We start from the raw sequence: 19,019 nt of genomic DNA on the forward strand, positions 1-19,019 counted from the left end.
AGGATCAAACTCTTCATCGTTAAATTTTAAGTCTTTCGACTATATTTTAACAACTAATCGAAATTGTTTAATTTCAGTACTCAAAATGGTCTATTCTTTTGTTTGTAAATTGTCGTTTCCAACAACATACTTACGCTGTCAATTCAATATGTTAATGAACTTTTTGTTTCTTTGCAAAAGCATTTTATTACCTTAGCGGGTGCAAATATAAACCCTTTTTTAATTCTTACAACACTATTTGATTTTATTTTTAAAAACTTTCTAAAACCTAAAAACAATACATTTTCTATAAGAACAGCGCCAAACATAATGCGCTTAGCGGATGCAAATATACAATACTTATTCTATTCTAAACTAACCTTTTTTAAGATTTTTTACGAAGTGCTTTTTTAAGCACCATGCACGCTCTATAAATGAGGAGTTTACACCGTTATTAATTTAATAATTAATACATAATTCATTATTGACCTATTTACACATGCGATTATGTGTTACATATATTGTATGTAATTATTTAAGATACTATCTTTACCCTCTAAATTTTCAGGTCTCTTATTATGATAGATATTACTTTACCGGACGGTACCATTAAAACTTTTGAAGAAGGAACAACTCCTATGGAAGTTGCTAAAAGTATAAGTGAAGGATTCGCTAGAAATGTTATTTCAGCAAATTTCAACGATGAAACAATTGAAACTTCCACTCATTTATATAAGGATGGCTCATTGGTACTTTACACCTGGACAAACGAGGAAGGAAAAAAAGCATTCTGGCATTCGTCTTCTCATGTTTTAGCTCAGGCACTTGAGGAATTATATCCAGGTATTAAATTATCTATAGGGCCAGCAATAGAAAACGGGTTTTATTATGACGTAGATTTTGGAGATCATTCAGTTTCAGAAAAGGACTTTAAGACCATTGAGAATAAAATGATTGAAATTGCTAGAGGCAAGCATGATTTTACATTACGCTCTGTTAGCAAGGATGACGCTTTGTCATTATATAAATCTCAGAACAATGACTATAAAGTTGAATTGATTGAAAATCTTGAGGATGGTACTATTACATTCTGTGATCATTCCACGTTTACCGATTTATGTCGCGGTGGACACATCCCAAATACGGGAATCATCAAGGCTGTAAAAATCATGTCTGTTGCTGGTGCGTATTGGAGAGGTGATGAAAACAACAAACAGCTAACTAGAATATATGGTATCTCATTTCCGAAGCAAAAAGAACTCACCGAGTATTTACACCTTTTAGAAGAGGCAAAAAAACGCGATCATAGAAAACTAGGCAAGGAATTAGAATTATTCACATTTTCTCAAAAAGTAGGGCAAGGCCTTCCGTTATGGCTACCTAAAGGTGCTGCTCTAAGAGAACGTCTAGAAAACTTTTTGAAAGCAGCTCAGAAAAAAGCTGGGTATGAAATGGTAATCACTCCACATATCGCACAAAAAGAACTTTACATAACATCTGGACATTTTGAAAAATATGGCGCAGATAGTTTTCAACCCATACATACTCCTAATGAAGGTGAAGAATTCTTATTAAAACCAATGAATTGTCCGCATCACTGCGAGATATATAACGCAAAGCCTTTTTCATATAAAGAATTACCGAAACGTTATGCCGAATTTGGTACCGTATATAGGTATGAACAAAGTGGAGAATTACATGGATTGACAAGAGTAAGAGGTTTTACTCAGGATGATGCTCACATATTCTGTACTCCAGATCAATTAGATAAAGAATTTAAAGATGTTATTGATTTAGTTCTTTATGTATTTGGTTCCTTAGGCTTTGAAAATTTTAAAGCTCAAGTTTCTTTAAGAGATCCAAAGACTCCTGAAAAATACATAGGTAGCGACGAAAATTGGAAAAAAGCAGAAGATGCCATACTAAATGCTGCAATTGATAAAGGTTTAGATTATGTGGTTGAAACTGGAGAAGCTGCTTTTTACGGTCCAAAATTAGACTTCATGGTGAAAGATGCCTTAGGTAGGAATTGGCAACTTGGTACAATTCAAGTCGACTATAACTTACCTGAACGTTTTGATCTCAATTATAAAGGAAGTGATAATGAGCTACATAGACCAGTAATGATACACCGTGCACCTTTTGGAAGTATGGAACGTTTCATCGCCATTTTATTAGAACATACAGGTGGTAATTTCCCTTTATGGTTAGTGCCTGAGCAAGCAATTGTATTAACATTAAGTGAGAAATATGAAAAATACTCCGAAAAAGTTTTAAAATTGCTAGAAAAACACGAAATTCGCGCCCTTGAAGATAATAGAAACGAAACCATAGGTAAGAAAATCCGTGAAGCGGAAATGAAAAAAATACCGTTCATGATTATTATTGGAGAGAATGAGGAGAATGAAAACATGATTTCTGTGAGAAAACATGGTGGAGAAGACTTAGGTATGATTAGTGTAGAAAAGTTTTCAGAAATCGTTACAAACGAAGTCAATAAGACGTTAAAAACGTTTAAATAAAAAATTAGTTTAACTTAAATATATAAGCCATAGCAATACGTAGAAGACACAACTCTAAGAGAGTAGTAAAGGAAGATCAACACAAAATTAACTCTAAAATTAGAGCCGAAAAGATAAGACTTGTAGGTGATAATATTGAAGTTGGTATTTATGTAACTAAAGATGCATTAGCCATTGCAGATGAGCAAGGTTTAGATCTTGTTGAAATTTCACCGAAAGCTGATCCTCCTGTATGCAAGGTTATGGACTATAAGAAGTTTCTTTATGAACAAAAGAAACGTGATAAAGCTCTAAAATCTAAAGCAACTAAGGTAACGATCAAAGAAATTCGTTTTGGACCTCAAACAGATGACCATGATTACGAGTTTAAAAAGAAACATGCTGAGAAGTTTTTAAAAGACGGCGCAAAATTAAAAGCATTTGTATTTTTTAAAGGACGATCAATCATATTTAAGGAACAAGGTCAAATCTTATTATTAAGATTAGCTCAAGATCTTGAAGAATTAGGTAAGGTCGAACAAATGCCAAGATTAGAAGGTAAGCGTATGACTATGTTCATCGCACCAAAAAAAGTAAAATAAACTGAACCGACGCTTCGGAACAGTATTGAAGATAATAAGCGAATCGTAAAATAAAATAGGAAACAATGCCTAAAATGAAAACAAAATCTAGTGCTAAAAAGCGTTTTAAGCTTACAGGTACTGGTAAAATTAAAAGAAAGCATGCTTTTAAGAGTCACATCTTAACAAAGAAGTCAAAAAAGCGTAAGCTTAGATTAACTCATGATGGTTTAGTACATAAAGCAGATGAGAACAATATTAAAACAATGTTACGTTTAAAGTAATCTTGTTTTAATCGGTTAAAACAAATTTATAAACCCTGGAGTTAGGCAAAAAAATTTAGCAAGTGTCATTATAGACCGCCTACTACAAAAACACAATTAAAAAAATGCCAAGATCAGTAAATTCAGTAGCAAAAAGAGCCAGAAGAAAAAAGGTTCTTAAGCAAGCAAAAGGTTACTTTGGAAGACGTAAAAACGTTTGGACAGTAGCAAAAAACGCGGTTGACAAAGCGATGCAATATTCGTATAGAGACCGTAGAGTAAAAAAGAGAAATTTCCGTTCATTGTGGATCATGCGTATTAACGCGGGAGCTAGACAACATGGAATGAGCTATTCAAGATTTATGGGGAAACTTAAAGCTAATAATATCGAATTGAACCGTAAAGTTCTTGCAGATTTAGCAATGAATAACCCAGAAGCTTTTGAAGCAGTGGTAAACAAAATCAAATAAGGCGTTGGCCTAAATAATAATAACAATTCGCTTAGAAAACCGATTCAGAAATGAATCGGTTTTTTTGTGCTTTAACTTTTCAAGTTAAGGAGCATTTTTATAAAGTAGATTTGCAGCGCACTTTCAATTTTTTAAGTAACTTACATTTCAATTAAAACTAATCAAATGAAACGCATTCAACTCATTACAATACTCATTCTTCTATTTTCTCTAAGTATATTTAGTCAAGAAGACAAAAAAAAAGAAGAGGAGAAAAAGCTTTGGGATGTATCCAATCCTGAAGGTAATTGGGGCTTCAAAGAACTAGAGCTATCCACTAACGAAGGCACATGGATGAATCTAGATGTAAGTCCTGACGGTGAATTTATCGTTTTTGATTTATTAGGAGACCTTTACAAACTAGATATTCATGGTGGAAAAGCGACCGTTCTACGCGAGGGACTCCCATTTGAAATTCAACCTCGTTTTAGTCCAGATGGTAATTATATTTCTTTTACAAGTGATGCTGGCGGAGGTGACAATATTTGGATTATGAATACTGATGGGTCTGACGCCAAACAAATCACTAAAGAAAAATTTAGACTATTAAACAATGCTATTTGGACACCAGATGGGAATTATTTGATTGCCAGAAAGCATTTCACTTCTGGTCGCTCTCTTGGTGCTGGTGAGCTATGGATGTATCATAAAACTGGTGGAAGTGGTATACAGTTAACCAAAAAGAAAAACGACCAACAAGATGTCAATGAACCAACTTTGTCCCCTGATGGCAAATATCTTTATTATAGTGAGGACGTATACCCAGGAGGAGCATTTCAGTATAATAAAGATCCGAACAGTCAAATTTATGTGATTAATCGTTATGACATGGAAACAGGAAAAACCATAAGGGTTACCGGAGGTCCTGGTGGTGCTGCTCGTCCTCAAATTTCTAGAGATGGAAAGAAGCTCGCATTTGTAAAACGTGTTCGTACAAAATCTGTGCTATATATTCATGATTTAGAAACTGGTGAAGAATGGCCAATCTATGATCAACTTAATAAAGATCAACAAGAAGCTTGGGCCATTTTTGGTGTTTACACAAACTACAATTGGATGCCTAATAACGAAGACATTGTAATTTGGTCTGGTGGAAAAATAAATACTATAAATATTAGCTCACTTGAGGTTTCTGATATTCCATTTCAAGTCAATGCAACAATCAAAATCGCTAAAGCAATTGAGTTTGATACTCCTGTAGCTCCAGATACTTTTGATGCAAAAGTGATTAGACACACAATAACTTCTCCCAACGGAAAACACATAGCATTTAATGCCCTTGGTTATTTATATACCCAGAAGTTACCAAACGGAACAGCAAAACGATTAACGACTGGAACGGATTTTGAATTTGAACCGACCTTCTCTCCTGACGGTAATACAATTACTTATGTTACATGGAATGACAACAGTTTAGGGGCAATATATTCGGTTCCTACAAACGGAGGAACTCCAATACAATTATCTTCGGAAAAAGGCATCTATAGAAATCCGTCATACTCACATAACGGTAACCATATTGTATATCGAAAAGAAGACGGAAACAATGAACAAGGACGAACTTTCGATAAGAAAACCGGATTATATCTAATGAATGCTGATGGATCTAATCCAAAACGGATATCAAAAGAAGGAGATTATGCACTATTTAATAATGATGACACTAGAATCATCTACCAGAAAGGTGGTCAATTTTTTGGTGCATTGACCAAAGAATTGAAGAGTATAGACCTTAATGGTTTTGACGAACGTATCCTTATAAAGTCTAAACACGGTAATCGTCTCGTTCCAAGTCCAGATGAAAATTGGATCGCTTTTGTCCATTTACATAAAGTATTTATGGCTCCAATGCCTAAAGCTGGGCAAACTTTAGATTTAACAGACAAAACTAAATTTGTTCCTATTACGCAACTTTCTAAAGATGCTGGTATTAATTTACATTGGTCAAAAGATAGTAAGACCATACATTGGTCATTAGGAAACATGTATTATTCAACTGAAGTTTCCGAAGATATAAAGCTTGTAGAGTCTGGAACCAAAATAAACTTAGAAGTAACAACAGATAAACCTCAAGGAAAAATCGCATTTATAGGTGCCAGAATCATCACCATGGAAGGCAATGAAGTCATTGAAAACGGAACGATTGTTATCAACAACAATAGAATAGAAGCTCTTGGTAAGAGTTCTGATGTTTCAATTCCATCAGAGGCAAAAGTGTATGATGTCACAGGAAAGACAATTATGCCTGGAATGGTTGATGCTCATGCACATATTGGCGGATTTCGAGCTGGTTTAACGACTCAAAAGCATTGGCAATTCTATGCAAACCTAGCTTATGGTGTCACAACTGCTCATGATCCTTCAGCAAATTCTGAAACAGTTTTTGCGCTTTCCGAATTACAAAAAAACGGTACACTCGTTGGTCCACGTCTCTACTCTACTGGTTTTATACTATATGGAGCCGATGGTGATTTTAAAGCAATCATAAATAATCTTGAAGATGCGCGTTCTTCAATTAGAAGAACAAAAGCTTTTGGAGCCTTATCTGTTAAAAGTTATAATCAGCCACGACGCGAGCAAAGACAGCAGGTATTGCAAGCAGCACGTGAAGAAGGCATCTTTGTTGTTCCAGAAGGCGGATCAACATTTTATCATAATATGACAATGATTATGGATGGACACACTGGAGTTGAGCATAATATTCCTGTGGCTCCAGTTTACAAAGATGTCTTAGAGCTTTGGGGAAGTAGTAATGTAGGTTATACGCCAACACTTATTGTGAATTATGGAGGAATGAATGGTGAGATGTATTGGTATCAAAATACCAATGTATGGGAAAACGAAAAACTATTAAAGTATATACCTCGAGGAATTATAGATGCACGTTCAAGACATCGCATTATGATTCCTGATGAAGAATATGAGAATGGACACATTCTAGTTTCTAAAACATGTAAAGCGTTAACTGATGCTGGAGTAAAAGTTAATCTTGGTGCTCATGGACAGCTTCAAGGTCTTGGTGCACATTGGGAATTATGGATGCTTCAACAAGGCGGAATGAGCAATCACGAAGCATTACAAGCTGCTACTATAAATGGAGCCGATTATATTGGAGCTGCTAGTGATATTGGCTCTCTTAAAAAAGGAAAACTGGCCGATTTAATCGTCATGGATAAAAACCCTTTAGAGGATATTCGACATTCTGAAAGCATTATTTACACCATGATTAATGGTAGGCTATATGATACAGAAACAATGAACGAAATTGGAAATGAACCAAAACAACACACAAAATTCTACTGGGAAAATTCTAAATATAACCAAGCTTTTCCTTGGCATGAAGAGACTCAGAGTTTTACGAGAAGCGCTTGTGGTTGTAGTGTCGGTTCTCATTAATACTTCAAAAACCGATTCATTCCTGAATTGGTTTTTTTATCGTCAAAACGAGGTGCAATTTTATTTATATTAAAAAGCCACTCAATCTATAACTCTAATATGAAATACTAGGTCTTCTGTTTCTTCTTTTTAGCAGCTGGAAACAACACATTATTCAAGATCAATCTATAACCTGGAGATGTTGGATGCAGATCTAACTCAGTTTTTGGATCACCAACTTTATGGGTGTAATCTTCTGGATCATGACCTCCATAAAATGTAAAAAAGCCTTTCCCTTTAATTCCGTGAATATATTTTGCTTCGCCATTTGTTTTGTTCTCTCCCATTACCAAAACATTAGACTTAATTTCTTCTCGAGTAAAAGACGTTGTTTGTCCCATAAAACCTTTTACTAAAGCTGTATGGTTTTGACAGAGCATTGACGGGATGGGATCCCATTTCGCTGAGAACTCCATAAGTGTAAAATAATCTGTAGTCTTTGAGATTCTGCGCTTTCTAGTCATATCTATAGACGAAAATTCATAAACATTGGGACTCGTCTCCAATAAAAAGTCTTTAAAAGCGAATGTCTTGGAGTAATCAATTTTGTTTTGATAGCCAGCATCACTCCCGTCTCCATCAAACATAGGTTCACAAATATCAACACCATCTGCAGAGAGTGCTATATCAAAACTATCTGTTGCGCTGCACATGGCAAACATAAATCCGCCTCCAATAACATATTCTCTAATTTTTTTGGCGACTGCTAATTTTTCTTCGGAAACTTTAGAATAACCTAAGATCGTCGCTAATTCCTCGGCTTCCTTTTTTTCTCTTATATACCAAGATGCAGATCTATACGCTCTATAAAACTTACCGTATTGTCCTGTAAAATCTTCATGATGTAAATGCAACCAATCGTATAACAATAACGCGTCATTTAGCACTTCTTCATCATAAATAGTCTCATAAGGAATTTCGGCATACGTTAACACCATAGTCACTGCATCATCCCATGGCTGTAAACCTTTTGGCGAATAAACAGCTATTTTTGGTGCTTTTTCTAAAACGACTGCTTCCATATTTTGTGACGGACTGGCAATCATTTCTAAAATCTCTCCTGCTTTAGAATTTGATATGACTTCAAAGGTTACGCCTCTAATTTGACATTCTCGTTGAAGTTCTTCAGAATCTGGTAATAAAAAGGAACCCCCTTTATAATTTAAAAGCCATTTGACTTTTAATTGTTTTTCAAGTGTCCAATATGTAACACCATATGCTTTTAAATGATTATCCTGACCTTCAGAATCCATGGGGATTAATATGTAAGACGCGTAAGAATGCGTGATTACAAATAAAAATATAATTAGGGAAACTATCTTTTTCATATGGTTATACGTATTGTTTTAAACGGTGACATACTGCTTGCCTTTAATCATTGACTCGGGTGGCAAGGCTCTTAAAATGTACGTTTCATACTTGAAATATAATCAAAAATTATTCCGAAGCTCACCAGTTTAATATAGTTTTAAATGTTTTTTAACTCAAAACCGAGTTTTTATATCAATGCCAATTTCCGAAGTTCCTTATAATGAGGCAAACATTCATTCAGTAATGATTCTAAATGCTTCGGAAATGGAACTATTTTAGGTTTGTATTCTGAAAAACCAGAAGATTTATGCACATTATCGTACCAGTATTTCGACCAAACCCCATCTTCTAGTCGCTGGGATGGTTCCCATTTAAGCATGTTTTCATCAAATGGAATTCCGATATGGTCACACAATTGCTTCAATACACCCTCTGGATTTAATAATACGTTCTTAGAATCGAGAACAACAAAATCAATATCGTTTTTTCTAAATCCTTCAATCAACTCCGTATGTAATTTATAACCAACATCATCAAGAGTTGGATTTTGAATAACCTTGTCAAAAGACGGTAACATGTCTATTGGATTTCTAGTCAAAATCACGTTAGTTAGATTTTTCATAAAGGACCGATTTAAGTCTAACAAATGATGAGTCATATTCTTGTAGAAAAGCACGTCACTTTCCGAAGAATTAATCATCATGTCCACGACTTTTTGACCATCATTTTCCATGGTTTCTAAAATGTTTTGAGCTCCTGGGTGATACGCTTTAGCATTAGAATTTTTAAGATAAAAAGCATATAGAGGCTCATCAAATACTTTGGTATCCTTACGCTGAGCAAAACTATACATTAAGGCCGTTGATATGTTTCTAGGTCCAGACCAAACCGATATTCGTTTTATATCTTTAACCATTTGTAACAGCCTCATTGATTAATTCATTGTACAGATAACTTAAATTTTTAGTCATATCGCCATAAGATTTAGTTCCAATTTCACGTCCATCAATCTTGATCACAGGTGTTAAGCCTCCAAACGTTCCAGTAACAAATGCTTCATCTGCACCATAAACATCAAATAGAGAAAAATCTTTTTGATGACAAATAATACCATTGCGACTGCAAGCCTCAATAACTTTGGCTCTGGTGATGCCGTTCATACAGTATTGTCCAGTTGACGTCCAGACCTCTCCATTTTTAATAATAAAAAAATTAGTGGCGTTACAGGTAGATACAAATCCGTTGACATCTAGCATCAAAGCCTCATCTGCTCCTGCTTCAATAGCCTGAATAAGTGCTTGAACTTCGTGTAATTTACTATGGCAATTTAGTCTAGGATCGAGATAATCTGGCGACCCTCGTCTTATGGTAGATGTGAAAAGGGTAATTCCTTTTTCTTTACTGTCTTCTGAAGCTTTTTTATATTCAGGAATAATAACAATATTAGGTCCAGAAATTGTAAGTCTAGGATCTTGAGATGGAGTTTTTTTGATTCCTCGTGTAATCATAATTCGGACATGCACATGATCTGTCATCTTATTCTCATTAAGAACTTCCCAAGCGATAGCTGTTAGTTCTTCTTTAGAAAACGGGAATGTCATCCCAACAGTTGCTGCAGATGTCCAAAGGCGATCTAAATGATCATCGAGAAAAACTAATACACCTTTATGTAAACGCAGCGCTTCCCAAATCCCATCTCCTACAAGATATCCACTATCAAATACTGAGATTTTAGCATCTTCTCTTCGGAAATAGTCTCCGTTAATATAAATTTTAATGTCTTTGTTTCTGTCATCTGCGACAGCATTGTGCGTTCCATGGACCATGTTTTCAATTTTTGATATGATTCTAGAAAGATAATTCTTTTGTGAGAAAGGTTAAATTAATTAAAGAAGTTTTCAGTCACAGTATCTTTACTCATTGTATAAAAACCCTCCTAATTCAGCTTCGTTGAATTTGTCCTCCCTTCGCAAAGAAGGGAGGAGCTGGATTTTGATTTTTGTTTTAAATTTAAGCTTAGATACTAAACCAAACACTGAACATTTTAGACTGTATACTGTAAACTGTAAATTGAAATAAATCTATTTACGGCGTGGTTTAATACTTCGTTCTGGTCCAGAAAGTAAGGAAGCAATAACTTTGGTTGCTGGGAATTGCTCTAAAATAATTTTGATGAACACTGTAATAGGAATGGCCATAATTAAACCTGGAATCCCCCAAATAAAACCCCAAAGCATAAGCATAATTAATACTGCTATGACATTAATCGAAAATGATTTACCCATAAAGACAGGTTCTAATATAGCACCAAACAAGACTTGAACTCCAGTTATAGACACTATAAAAAAGAATAAAGTACTGGTAGGATCTAACTCTACGAAAGCAAAAATAGATAATAAAATAACAGATATAAACGATCCTACCATTTGTACAAAGTTAATTAAGAAGGCAAATAATCCCCAAAATATAGGAAAACTCACATCAAAGAAAACACAAGCTAATCCTGTAAATATTCCAGTAAGTAAACTCACTAAAAATTTAACTTTGATGAAGGTGATTAAATCTCTTTCAATTTTTATAAATGCTTTTACAGAGGTATGCTTTCGTTTTAAAATAGTATTGTTTAAAACCTTGTGCATGTTGATAGACTCAGACAACCAAAGAATAGTAAAAAACACGATCATTAAAATATTGGTAAGAAACTTTCTAACGAAATCAAAGGTAGAGCCTATGTTGTCTTTAGCTAAAAACTGTGATAAGAAATTACCTCCTTGATTATAATCTACACCAAATCGATCTTGCATATATAGGATAAGATCATTTAATTTAACCTCTGCTTTAGCAAAAAAGCCTGTATCATTTGATAGTATTTGCTTACTTGAGAGCTGCACAAGCTCAACTCCTATCATTACACCACCAACAATTAAAGCGATTACTATAATGATACTCACTAATCTGGGTACATTTCGTCTACTCAACCATCGCATTAATGGTAAAAACAATAAGGCAATGAACATTGATGAAATCAACGGAATGAATATAAACGATAAAATATGGAGCAAATAAAATACCACGGGAACTACAATAAATAAAAGTAGGATATTAGTTGTACGTCTTTCTTCTAACATGAGGCGCTGGTTGTTTTCTTAATAGCAAGAGCAAATTTAGGGGAAAATGTTCTAATTAGTATTTTTAATTAGACTTTTGGGGTAAAATTATGATAAAGTGTTTTTCTTCGGAAATAGGATTAGCGTTCCAAAATCGTCTTAAATTGGTAGAAAAAGCGCTCAATCAATCTTAAATCTTCTGTTATGATTTCTGCTGTGCCTCGCATTTCTTGTTTAAACTCAATGTCTTTATTATAAGTAGTGATTAATTTTTTTGGCAGTTTTACATCTACTAAATAGAGACCATCTTCATTGGGTATTATAGATATATTACTAACCGTTCCTTTTAAAACGCCATATTCTGTATCTGGATAGTTTTCTATTTTGATATTTACGTTTTGACCTATTTCTATTTTACCAGAGTTTTGAGCTGGTGTTTTTAATTTGGCTATAAATGTAGAATTTTCACTTGGTATAATTGTAAATACCAAATCGCCTTGATTAACGGTTTGGTTCGTATTATAATAATTAAGAAAAGAGACGTTTCCTTTTATGTTTGATTTTAGAACATATAAGTTCTCCCAATCTTTAATCGACTTTTTTAATTGGTTAAAAGATTGAATCACACTTTTAAGCAAAATCATTTCTTCTTTAACGCGATTAATCTCAGTACCTTTTGAGGTTTTATTAGCATTACTAATCCCTTCTCTTATTTGAGAAATGGAGGCATCAAAATTTTTAAAGCTACGCTCTGCTTGTGCATATTCTAATTGCTTATTTTCATAAACTTGAGCAGAAATTACGCCTTTATCAAAAAGTGATTTTTGTCTATTTAAATCTTTTAAATTATAATCTAATTCTATAGCATTTATATCGCGTTGCGATTTTAAGTTTTTCAAACGTCTGTGTAATTCTGAAATAGAATAGGTGTTTGCTAGGGCTTCATTAGAAAATGGTTCTAAATCTTTGTTTAATTTGTATTGTATGTAACTATTCTCAAACAATGCAAATTGAGATTCTATATCACCTAGAAATAAAATTGGCAAACTATCTAACGGGAAATAAAACGGTTTACTACTGCTTATTTGCATGGTATCTATTATAGATTTTAAAGAATACACATCTTTATAGTTTGCAGTATTTTCAATAATCGCTAGCGGTTCATTATTTTTCACTTCTTGATTATCTGTTACTAAAATGGCATTTAGCCTTCCTGTCATTTTAGCGTATTCTTTTTGAGGTGGTATTTGTGTAGTAATTAATGCTTCCGAAGGAATAATATCTGGATATTTAACAAACCAAGACACGAACAACAACATTAAAATCAATGATAGAAACAATACATTTCCCCAACGGATCATCCAATATGGCACTTTGGTGAGTATTTCTTGTACTTCTTCGCTTCTTAATTCTATTTCGTTTATATGTTTGTTTTTGATTTGTGACATCTTTTTGTAAAACCTGTCAGGTCTTTAGTTCTAAATTATTAATTTATTATTAGCGCTTTTTTTTCGCTTTATTAGTAAAACTTTCTTTTGTCATTCAGAGCAAAGCGAAGAATCTTAAAAATTAAAAAAATGAGATTCTTCACTCGTCCCCTCTTACTGAATGACAAAACGCTCCTTATAACTACTTACTATTTCCCCAACTCCAATTGATTCTTAACCAAATTATAATAATCCCCTTTTTTATTAACCAAAGCCTCATGATTACCAACTTCTACTATTTTGCCTTTATCCAATACCACGATTTGATGAGCATTTTTTTACAGTACTTAATCTGTGAGCAATAACCACAACCGTTTTATTTTCAAAAAACGTATTGAGTTTTTCCATAATAACCTTTTCATTATTGGCATCTAAAGCAGATGTTGCTTCATCAAAAAATAAAAAATTTGGATTTTTATAAACTGCTCTTGCTATTAATAATCGTTGTTTTTGTCCTGTGCTAATGCCAACACCTTCCATCCCTATTTTTGTATTATACGATAATGGTAAGCTTTCTATAAACTCTTTAATATTGGCAACATCTACTGCATGCGCCAATTTTGTTTTATCGACATAATCTTCTCCTACAGCAATATTATTAGCTATGGTATCACTAAAAATATAACCTTCTTGCATGACTACGCCACATTGACTTCTCCATGTTTTTTGAGAGATATTTTGTAAATCGTAATTTCCCATTTTGATATGACCACTATTTGGCTCATAAAATTTTAGAAGTAATTTCATTAATGTGGTTTTACCGCTTCCACTTACGCCAACAATAGCAGTGACTTTATTTGAAGGAATTTCTAAATCTAAATCTTTAAGTACTAATTGATCTGAACCAATATATCTAAATGACACTTTAGACAATGCAATGTTTGCATCTAAAGGTAAATCTGTAATTTTTTCATCACCTTGTTGTTCTTCATCATCTTTATTGTGAATTTCAGAGAGTCGTTCTAATGAAATTTTAGCATCTTGAACTTCTCTAATAAAATTAATAAGTTGTGCAATTGGTGCGTTTAATTGACCAACGATATAACTAATAGCCAACATCATACCCAAAGTAATATCTCCATCAATTACAAGTTTTGCTGATAAAACCGTTATAAAAATGTTTTTGGTCTCATTTATAAATCCAGAACCTACGCTTTGATATTGCTCTAAGGCTAAACCCTCAATTGAAATTTTAAATAATCTAGCTTGCAAAAACTCCCATGACCATCGTTTTTGTTTCTCAGCATTATGCAATTTAATTTCTTGCATCCCATTTATAAGTTCAATGACTTTACTTTGTTCTTGGCTAACTTGTGAAAAACGTTTGTAATCTAAATCTCTACGTTTTTTTAAAAATATAATAATCCATAAAAAGTAAAAGAGACTACCTATTAAAAAAATCCCAAACAGCATTAAATTATAATAAGCCAATACAAAACTAAACACTATCAAATTGACCATTGAGAACAAAACACTCAATGACGAGGTTGTTAAAATACGCTCAATACGCTTATGGTCATTGATACGTTGCAAGATATCACCTGTCATACGCGTGTCAAAAAAGGCAATTGGTAAATTCATTAACTTAATAAAGAAGTCTGACACTAAAGAGATATTAATACGCGTGCTTAAGTGTAATAATATCCAGCTTCTAATCACCTCAATGGCAGTTCTACCAATAAATAATGATAATTGAGCAATTAAGATTAAGTAAATAAAATGAATGTCTTGGTTTTTAATACCAACATCTACAATACTTTGGGTAAGGAAAGGAAATATAAGTTGGAGCAAACTAGCAGCTATTAAACCAATTACTAATTGCCATAAAAACCTCTTATACTTAAACACATATTTGGATAAGAATTTAAAACCAAATTTTGCTTTGTCTTTACTAAAATCTAAATCATAAAACTTTGCTGTAGGCTCTAAAAGCAAAGCAATACCCTCTTCTGTTTTTTCAGTTGCATTATTACCTATCCAATGTTTAAGAAACTCGTCTTTATTATATTTAAGTAAGCCATGTGCTGGATCGGAAATAAAAAAGATGTCTTTCTTCACCTTATATAATACTGCAAAATGGTTTTCATTCCAATGTAAAATACATGGCACCGGAACTTCTAACAAACGCAACAAAGACACTTTAACACCTAAACTCCTTAATCCTATTTTCTCTGACGCTTCGCTTAAACCAAGCAAACTAGTCCCAGAACGTGTAGTTTCACTAGCAGTACGAAGCTGTTGTATAGAAATTGTTTTCTTATAATGCTTTGCAATTATTTTTAAACAGGTTGGACCGCAATCTTTAGTATCAACTTGCTCATAAAAAGGAAATTTTTTAGTCATCCCGCTTTACTAAATCTTGCATACCATAATACTCTATTGCTTTTTGCTTTAATGGGTTTGTGCTCCACTCTTTCCATTCGTTAGTGTATGGACTATACCCACATTTTAAGGGTTTCGAGTAATCATCTTCTGAGTTTTCCTTATATGCTCTGCAATCAGTACAAATATGTCTAAATTCACAGTCTTTACAAACATCAATTTGATCTTTAGTAATATTCCAATATTTTTTAAAATCTTTATGCTCTAAAGCTTCAAGTAATGTAGTTTCTTTTACGTTACCAAAACTTTGAGGCATAGATGGACAATTTTTTATGTTACCATTTTTATCAATAGATATTTTACGATTTAAGCATGTATTATGTTGTTGAGATTCACTAAATAATTTAATGTTTGAATAAAAATACTCTGTATTTAAGATGCCACAGTGTTTTTCATTAATAATATTTTTCTTAACGAACATTAAATAACCCATTTTTTTCCAGATAGCGTCATAACTTTTCTCTTTTGGTGCATTAAATATAATAATGGCGTGTATTCTTGGGTTTTCATTAAGTAATTCATCCAATTCCTTTTTAGAAAATGAATCATCATAGGGTAGAATAAAATCTATTGAAATAACCCTAGCTTTTTTATCATTAACTATTTGAATAAGGTTAGAAATAAAATTAAGATTAGTTTTTTTAAAAAAACGTAACTGAATATAAGAGCATTTTAAATCTTCTAATTGTTGAATAATATCTTCAAAATCGTGCTGTATATCATCATAATCAATAATCATATTCGTTACTAAAGATGGAGAATTCCATTTTAAGTTAATTTTCGGAAAAAGATCAGGGCTTGAATTGAAAAAGATTAGTTTTTTTGAACTCAAAAAAACAAAATACTCATCTATGATTTCATCATATTCATTATTAAATTCTTTTTTTACAAAATCTATAGTCTCTCCGTAATAAGTTTTCAAAATATCATAAAGACCATTAGGAATAAAATAATATTTATTATTTTGAGTATCACAAATAATACTTCTATTTACTCCCTTAACAGGTATACAATCTGAAAAAAGTATAGGTTTTAATGTTTCCAAATTATATGATTTTTGAAATAGGTTTGACAAATGCTTTGGTTATATTTTTTGAATTTTGATAAGCCTGAATCGCTGCAAGATTACTTTTTGACTTAATTTTAAGTGATTTCTCATTATTGGTCTTTGTCTTTAGACCATTAAAAACATTTACAGGGTTTTTATTAAATTTCATTTTTTAAAATTTTAACTAACAATTCTTCCAGGTAATAATTACATATATTATTTATGAAACTAATTTGTCCAGTAGGATTAATTTCTAAAAAATAATATTCGTTATCGACATACATTAAATCAGCTGATCCATAATTTAAATTAAATTTTTTAAATACTTTTTCGAGCTTTTCTTTAATTTTTAATGGTAACTTAAAAGGAACTATTCTTAAGTTCTTCATATCTGTTAGTTTTGTTCTATAATCAATGTTATTGTCAAAATTATGGATTGAAGCAGAATAAAAGTGTCCTCTAATATAAATTACTCTAACTTCAAAATCTGCAATAACTCTCTCTTGAAACAGTGAAATAGAAAAATTATCAGGAAGTTTATTGAGAATTTGTGCTGTTATTAAAAATGTGAGATTAAAATTATAAATAAAACCCTCATCCTGATATAAATAACTATCTAATATTCTTTTAGAAATAATACCTTTTTTACTTTCATATTTATTAAAGTAGGGTACTAGTTTAGATTTGCTACCAGTAATTAAAGTATGTGGTATTTTTAAACCCTACCTTTTTGCTTCAAGCATTACATCAAGACGGTTAGTCTCAAAATCAGCAATTCTTTTACCTAACTTATAGGTTTTTTTTTGTAATAAATAAGAATCAGTTAGAATTTCATAGCATCTATCTTCGTATTCATCACCATAAGAAGTAACACCTCCACCATTGAACCAAATACTTTTAACGCTTTCAAGATCAGTATTTTTAATAAAATCAGTTTTAATAGAATAGGAACTATTTATATTACTAAATTCCATTTCATTAATATTGATTTTATCAGATTCACTAAATCGAACAAATTCTTCGTCCAAGCAATTTATAACATCATTAACAAAATCATCAACATCTTTACTATAGATTAAAATCATTTTTAAAGTCAATTATAAATCCATGTAAAATTCCCAATTATCAGTAATTTTCATAATAAAATTATAGTTTTCGTTATAATATTTATCATACTCTTCAGGGTTCTCTTTATTATATTCAGTTACCACATAATTATCATTGTATATTATAAAATTATTTGGATTCTTAAACATAAATACCATTTTTTGAACCATTAAATCATTGGCTCCACACGATTTTGAATTATATAAATTGCCTTTATAAATATGAAAACAAGAATTGTGTAGAAATATATTATTTGGGCTTCTTTTATTATCATATTCAACAGCTTCAATACTCTTATCAAGTAAATCGTTAAGTGTTTTTAAATTTTCAGGTTTCTGTTGTAAAGCATGCCTTATTAATACATTATAATCTGGCGAAACTATTAAAGTAGTGTCATTCTTAATATATGCACCTATTTTTTCTTCAGAAGGAAAACCTTCTTTTCTTAATAGATCTACTAGTTTATCAGTAATTTTTAATGTTGTTTCATATAAAATTTTTGGGTTTTTTCTATTCTCTAAACCATAATCTGCTTGATCTTCTTCAACCAGTTGCTCTATTTGCTCTTTAAGATTATTGTTCTTATTACTTTGTGTTTCTTGATAAATCGAATTGAATTTTGCGCTAAAGTTTTTCCAATTCGCATTTTTTCTCAATTTGCTAAATATCTTTGACTTAAAGTAAGAAAGGTCTATACCTTTAGTAGCTAATTTTTCTCCCCAAAAAAAAGCGTTTTCAAAATCTCTTGCTAAAATAGCAGATCTTATTGCGTTATGAATATCTCTTGCATAGATATACTTATACTCATTTGCTAAAAGCAAGATATGTTTTTTTAGCCTTCCCATATTGTCTTCTTAAAATATAATTTTCGGCTTTTTCTGTGTAAGTATAATAATTTATCTCGTTAGAAGCAGCTTTTTCTTTTTCAATATCTGTAACAAGTTTATTATTGATAAGAATATCTATATCTAAGTTCAAGTTATAAGTGCAACACACTTATTATTTAGGACTTCAATAGGGTTATTATAATTAAACTTTCTAATTGGTCTGTAATTTAGTAATTTTTCTACTTCTTTTATTCTCTTAGCTGAGACTTCTCTAAGGTCTGTTTTCTTTGGAAAAAATCTTCTTATTACACCTATTCTGTTTTCGACAGTTCCCTTATCTTGAGAGGTGTATGGTCTTGTGAAGTATGTTTTTGCATTCACGTCTTTTGCTATTTCACCATGCCGAGCAAACTCCTTTCCATTGTCAAATGTTATTGTCTTAATCCAAGATGAGTCAAAATTTGTAAGCCGTTCATTCATTT

Annotated in this window: 17 protein-coding genes and 1 pseudogene; 5 read left to right on the forward strand and 13 right to left on the reverse strand. The window is 32.1% G+C overall.

Features of this window, described 5'->3' with window-relative positions; genetic code table 11:
• The first annotated feature begins 557 nt into the window (after positions 1-557).
• The 5 genes from thrS to H593_RS0114570 all read left to right on the forward strand — a co-directional run bounded on the left by thrS (position 558) and on the right by H593_RS0114570 (position 7,229).
• Entirely contained in the window at positions 558-2,501 is a 1,944-nt protein-coding gene (thrS, locus tag H593_RS0114550) for a threonine--tRNA ligase (protein WP_028873109.1), read from the forward strand.
• Positions 2,502-2,536: 35 nt separating this feature from the next.
• The gene (gene infC, locus H593_RS0114555; RefSeq protein ID WP_084142342.1) at positions 2,537-3,082 is read left to right on the forward strand and encodes a translation initiation factor IF-3; all 546 of its coding nucleotides are present in this window, start codon (positions 2,537-2,539) and stop codon (positions 3,080-3,082) included.
• Between the two features lie 65 nt (positions 3,083-3,147).
• Positions 3,148-3,345: a 50S ribosomal protein L35 gene (gene rpmI, locus H593_RS0114560; protein WP_028873111.1), complete on the forward strand. Its 198-nt coding sequence runs from the start codon at positions 3,148-3,150 to the stop codon at positions 3,343-3,345.
• Between the two features lie 104 nt (positions 3,346-3,449).
• Entirely contained in the window at positions 3,450-3,794 is a 345-nt protein-coding gene (gene rplT, locus H593_RS0114565) for a 50S ribosomal protein L20 (protein WP_028873112.1), read from the forward strand.
• Between the two features lie 165 nt (positions 3,795-3,959).
• Complete coding sequence (locus H593_RS0114570; protein WP_028873113.1) at positions 3,960-7,229, forward strand: amidohydrolase family protein; 3,270 nt, start codon at positions 3,960-3,962, stop codon at positions 7,227-7,229.
• 107 nt (positions 7,230-7,336) lie between these two features.
• On the opposite strand, the gene H593_RS0114575 is transcribed toward H593_RS0114570, so the two are convergent.
• From H593_RS0114575 to H593_RS0114635, 13 genes and pseudogenes are all read right to left on the reverse strand, one after another.
• Entirely contained in the window at positions 7,337-8,521 is a 1,185-nt protein-coding gene (locus H593_RS0114575; protein WP_037052531.1) for a hypothetical protein, read from the reverse strand.
• Positions 8,522-8,766: 245 nt separating this feature from the next.
• Positions 8,767-9,495, reverse strand: coding sequence for a sulfotransferase-like domain-containing protein (locus H593_RS0114580; protein WP_028873115.1), 729 nt, complete (start codon positions 9,493-9,495; stop codon positions 8,767-8,769).
• Positions 9,488-10,405, reverse strand: a complete 918-nt coding sequence (locus H593_RS0114585; RefSeq protein WP_028873116.1) for an aminotransferase class IV — start codon at positions 10,403-10,405, stop codon at positions 9,488-9,490. Before H593_RS0114585 ends, H593_RS0114580 begins: the two co-directional genes overlap by 8 nt.
• Before the next feature lie 255 nt (positions 10,406-10,660).
• Positions 10,661-11,707 carry an AI-2E family transporter gene (locus H593_RS0114590; protein ID WP_028873117.1) on the reverse strand — a complete coding sequence of 349 codons (1,047 nt, stop codon included), beginning with the start codon at positions 11,705-11,707 and terminating at the stop codon, positions 10,661-10,663.
• Positions 11,708-11,826: 119 nt separating this feature from the next.
• The gene (locus tag H593_RS0114595) at positions 11,827-13,134 is read right to left on the reverse strand and encodes an HlyD family secretion protein (protein WP_028873118.1); all 1,308 of its coding nucleotides are present in this window, start codon (positions 13,132-13,134) and stop codon (positions 11,827-11,829) included.
• Positions 13,135-13,322: 188 nt separating this feature from the next.
• A pseudogene (locus tag H593_RS19375) lies at positions 13,323-15,516 on the reverse strand (peptidase domain-containing ABC transporter).
• Positions 15,509-16,600 (reverse strand): grasp-with-spasm system SPASM domain peptide maturase, encoded by a 1,092-nt coding sequence (gwsS, locus tag H593_RS0114605; RefSeq protein WP_028873119.1) that lies wholly within the window; start codon positions 16,598-16,600, stop codon positions 15,509-15,511. The pseudogene H593_RS19375 and the gene gwsS overlap by 8 nt, the downstream one beginning before the upstream one ends.
• Position 16,601: 1 nt before the next feature.
• Entirely contained in the window at positions 16,602-16,772 is a 171-nt protein-coding gene (locus H593_RS21030; protein ID WP_169338373.1) for a hypothetical protein, read from the reverse strand.
• Complete coding sequence (locus H593_RS20175) at positions 16,762-16,992, reverse strand: ATP-grasp domain-containing protein (protein WP_028873120.1); 231 nt, start codon at positions 16,990-16,992, stop codon at positions 16,762-16,764. The genes H593_RS21030 and H593_RS20175 overlap by 11 nt, the downstream gene beginning before the upstream one ends.
• Before the next feature lie 333 nt (positions 16,993-17,325).
• Positions 17,326-17,688 carry a hypothetical protein gene (locus H593_RS0114620; RefSeq protein ID WP_028873121.1) on the reverse strand — a complete coding sequence of 121 codons (363 nt, stop codon included), beginning with the start codon at positions 17,686-17,688 and terminating at the stop codon, positions 17,326-17,328.
• Positions 17,689-17,700: 12 nt separating this feature from the next.
• A complete protein-coding gene (locus H593_RS0114625) occupies positions 17,701-18,555 on the reverse strand; it encodes a hypothetical protein (protein ID WP_157588870.1) in 855 nt (284 codons plus the stop codon).
• Positions 18,515-18,688 carry a hypothetical protein gene (locus tag H593_RS21035; protein ID WP_169338374.1) on the reverse strand — a complete coding sequence of 58 codons (174 nt, stop codon included), beginning with the start codon at positions 18,686-18,688 and terminating at the stop codon, positions 18,515-18,517. Before H593_RS21035 ends, H593_RS0114625 begins: the two co-directional genes overlap by 41 nt.
• Positions 18,685-19,019: IS30 family transposase (locus tag H593_RS0114635; RefSeq protein WP_051229765.1), on the reverse strand; the 335-nt coding region annotated here is incomplete at its 5' end. The genes H593_RS21035 and H593_RS0114635, both read right to left, overlap by 4 nt.

Origin of the sequence: Psychroserpens burtonensis DSM 12212, assembly GCF_000425305.1 — a bacterium.
GTDB classification, from domain to species: domain Bacteria; phylum Bacteroidota; class Bacteroidia; order Flavobacteriales; family Flavobacteriaceae; genus Psychroserpens; species Psychroserpens burtonensis.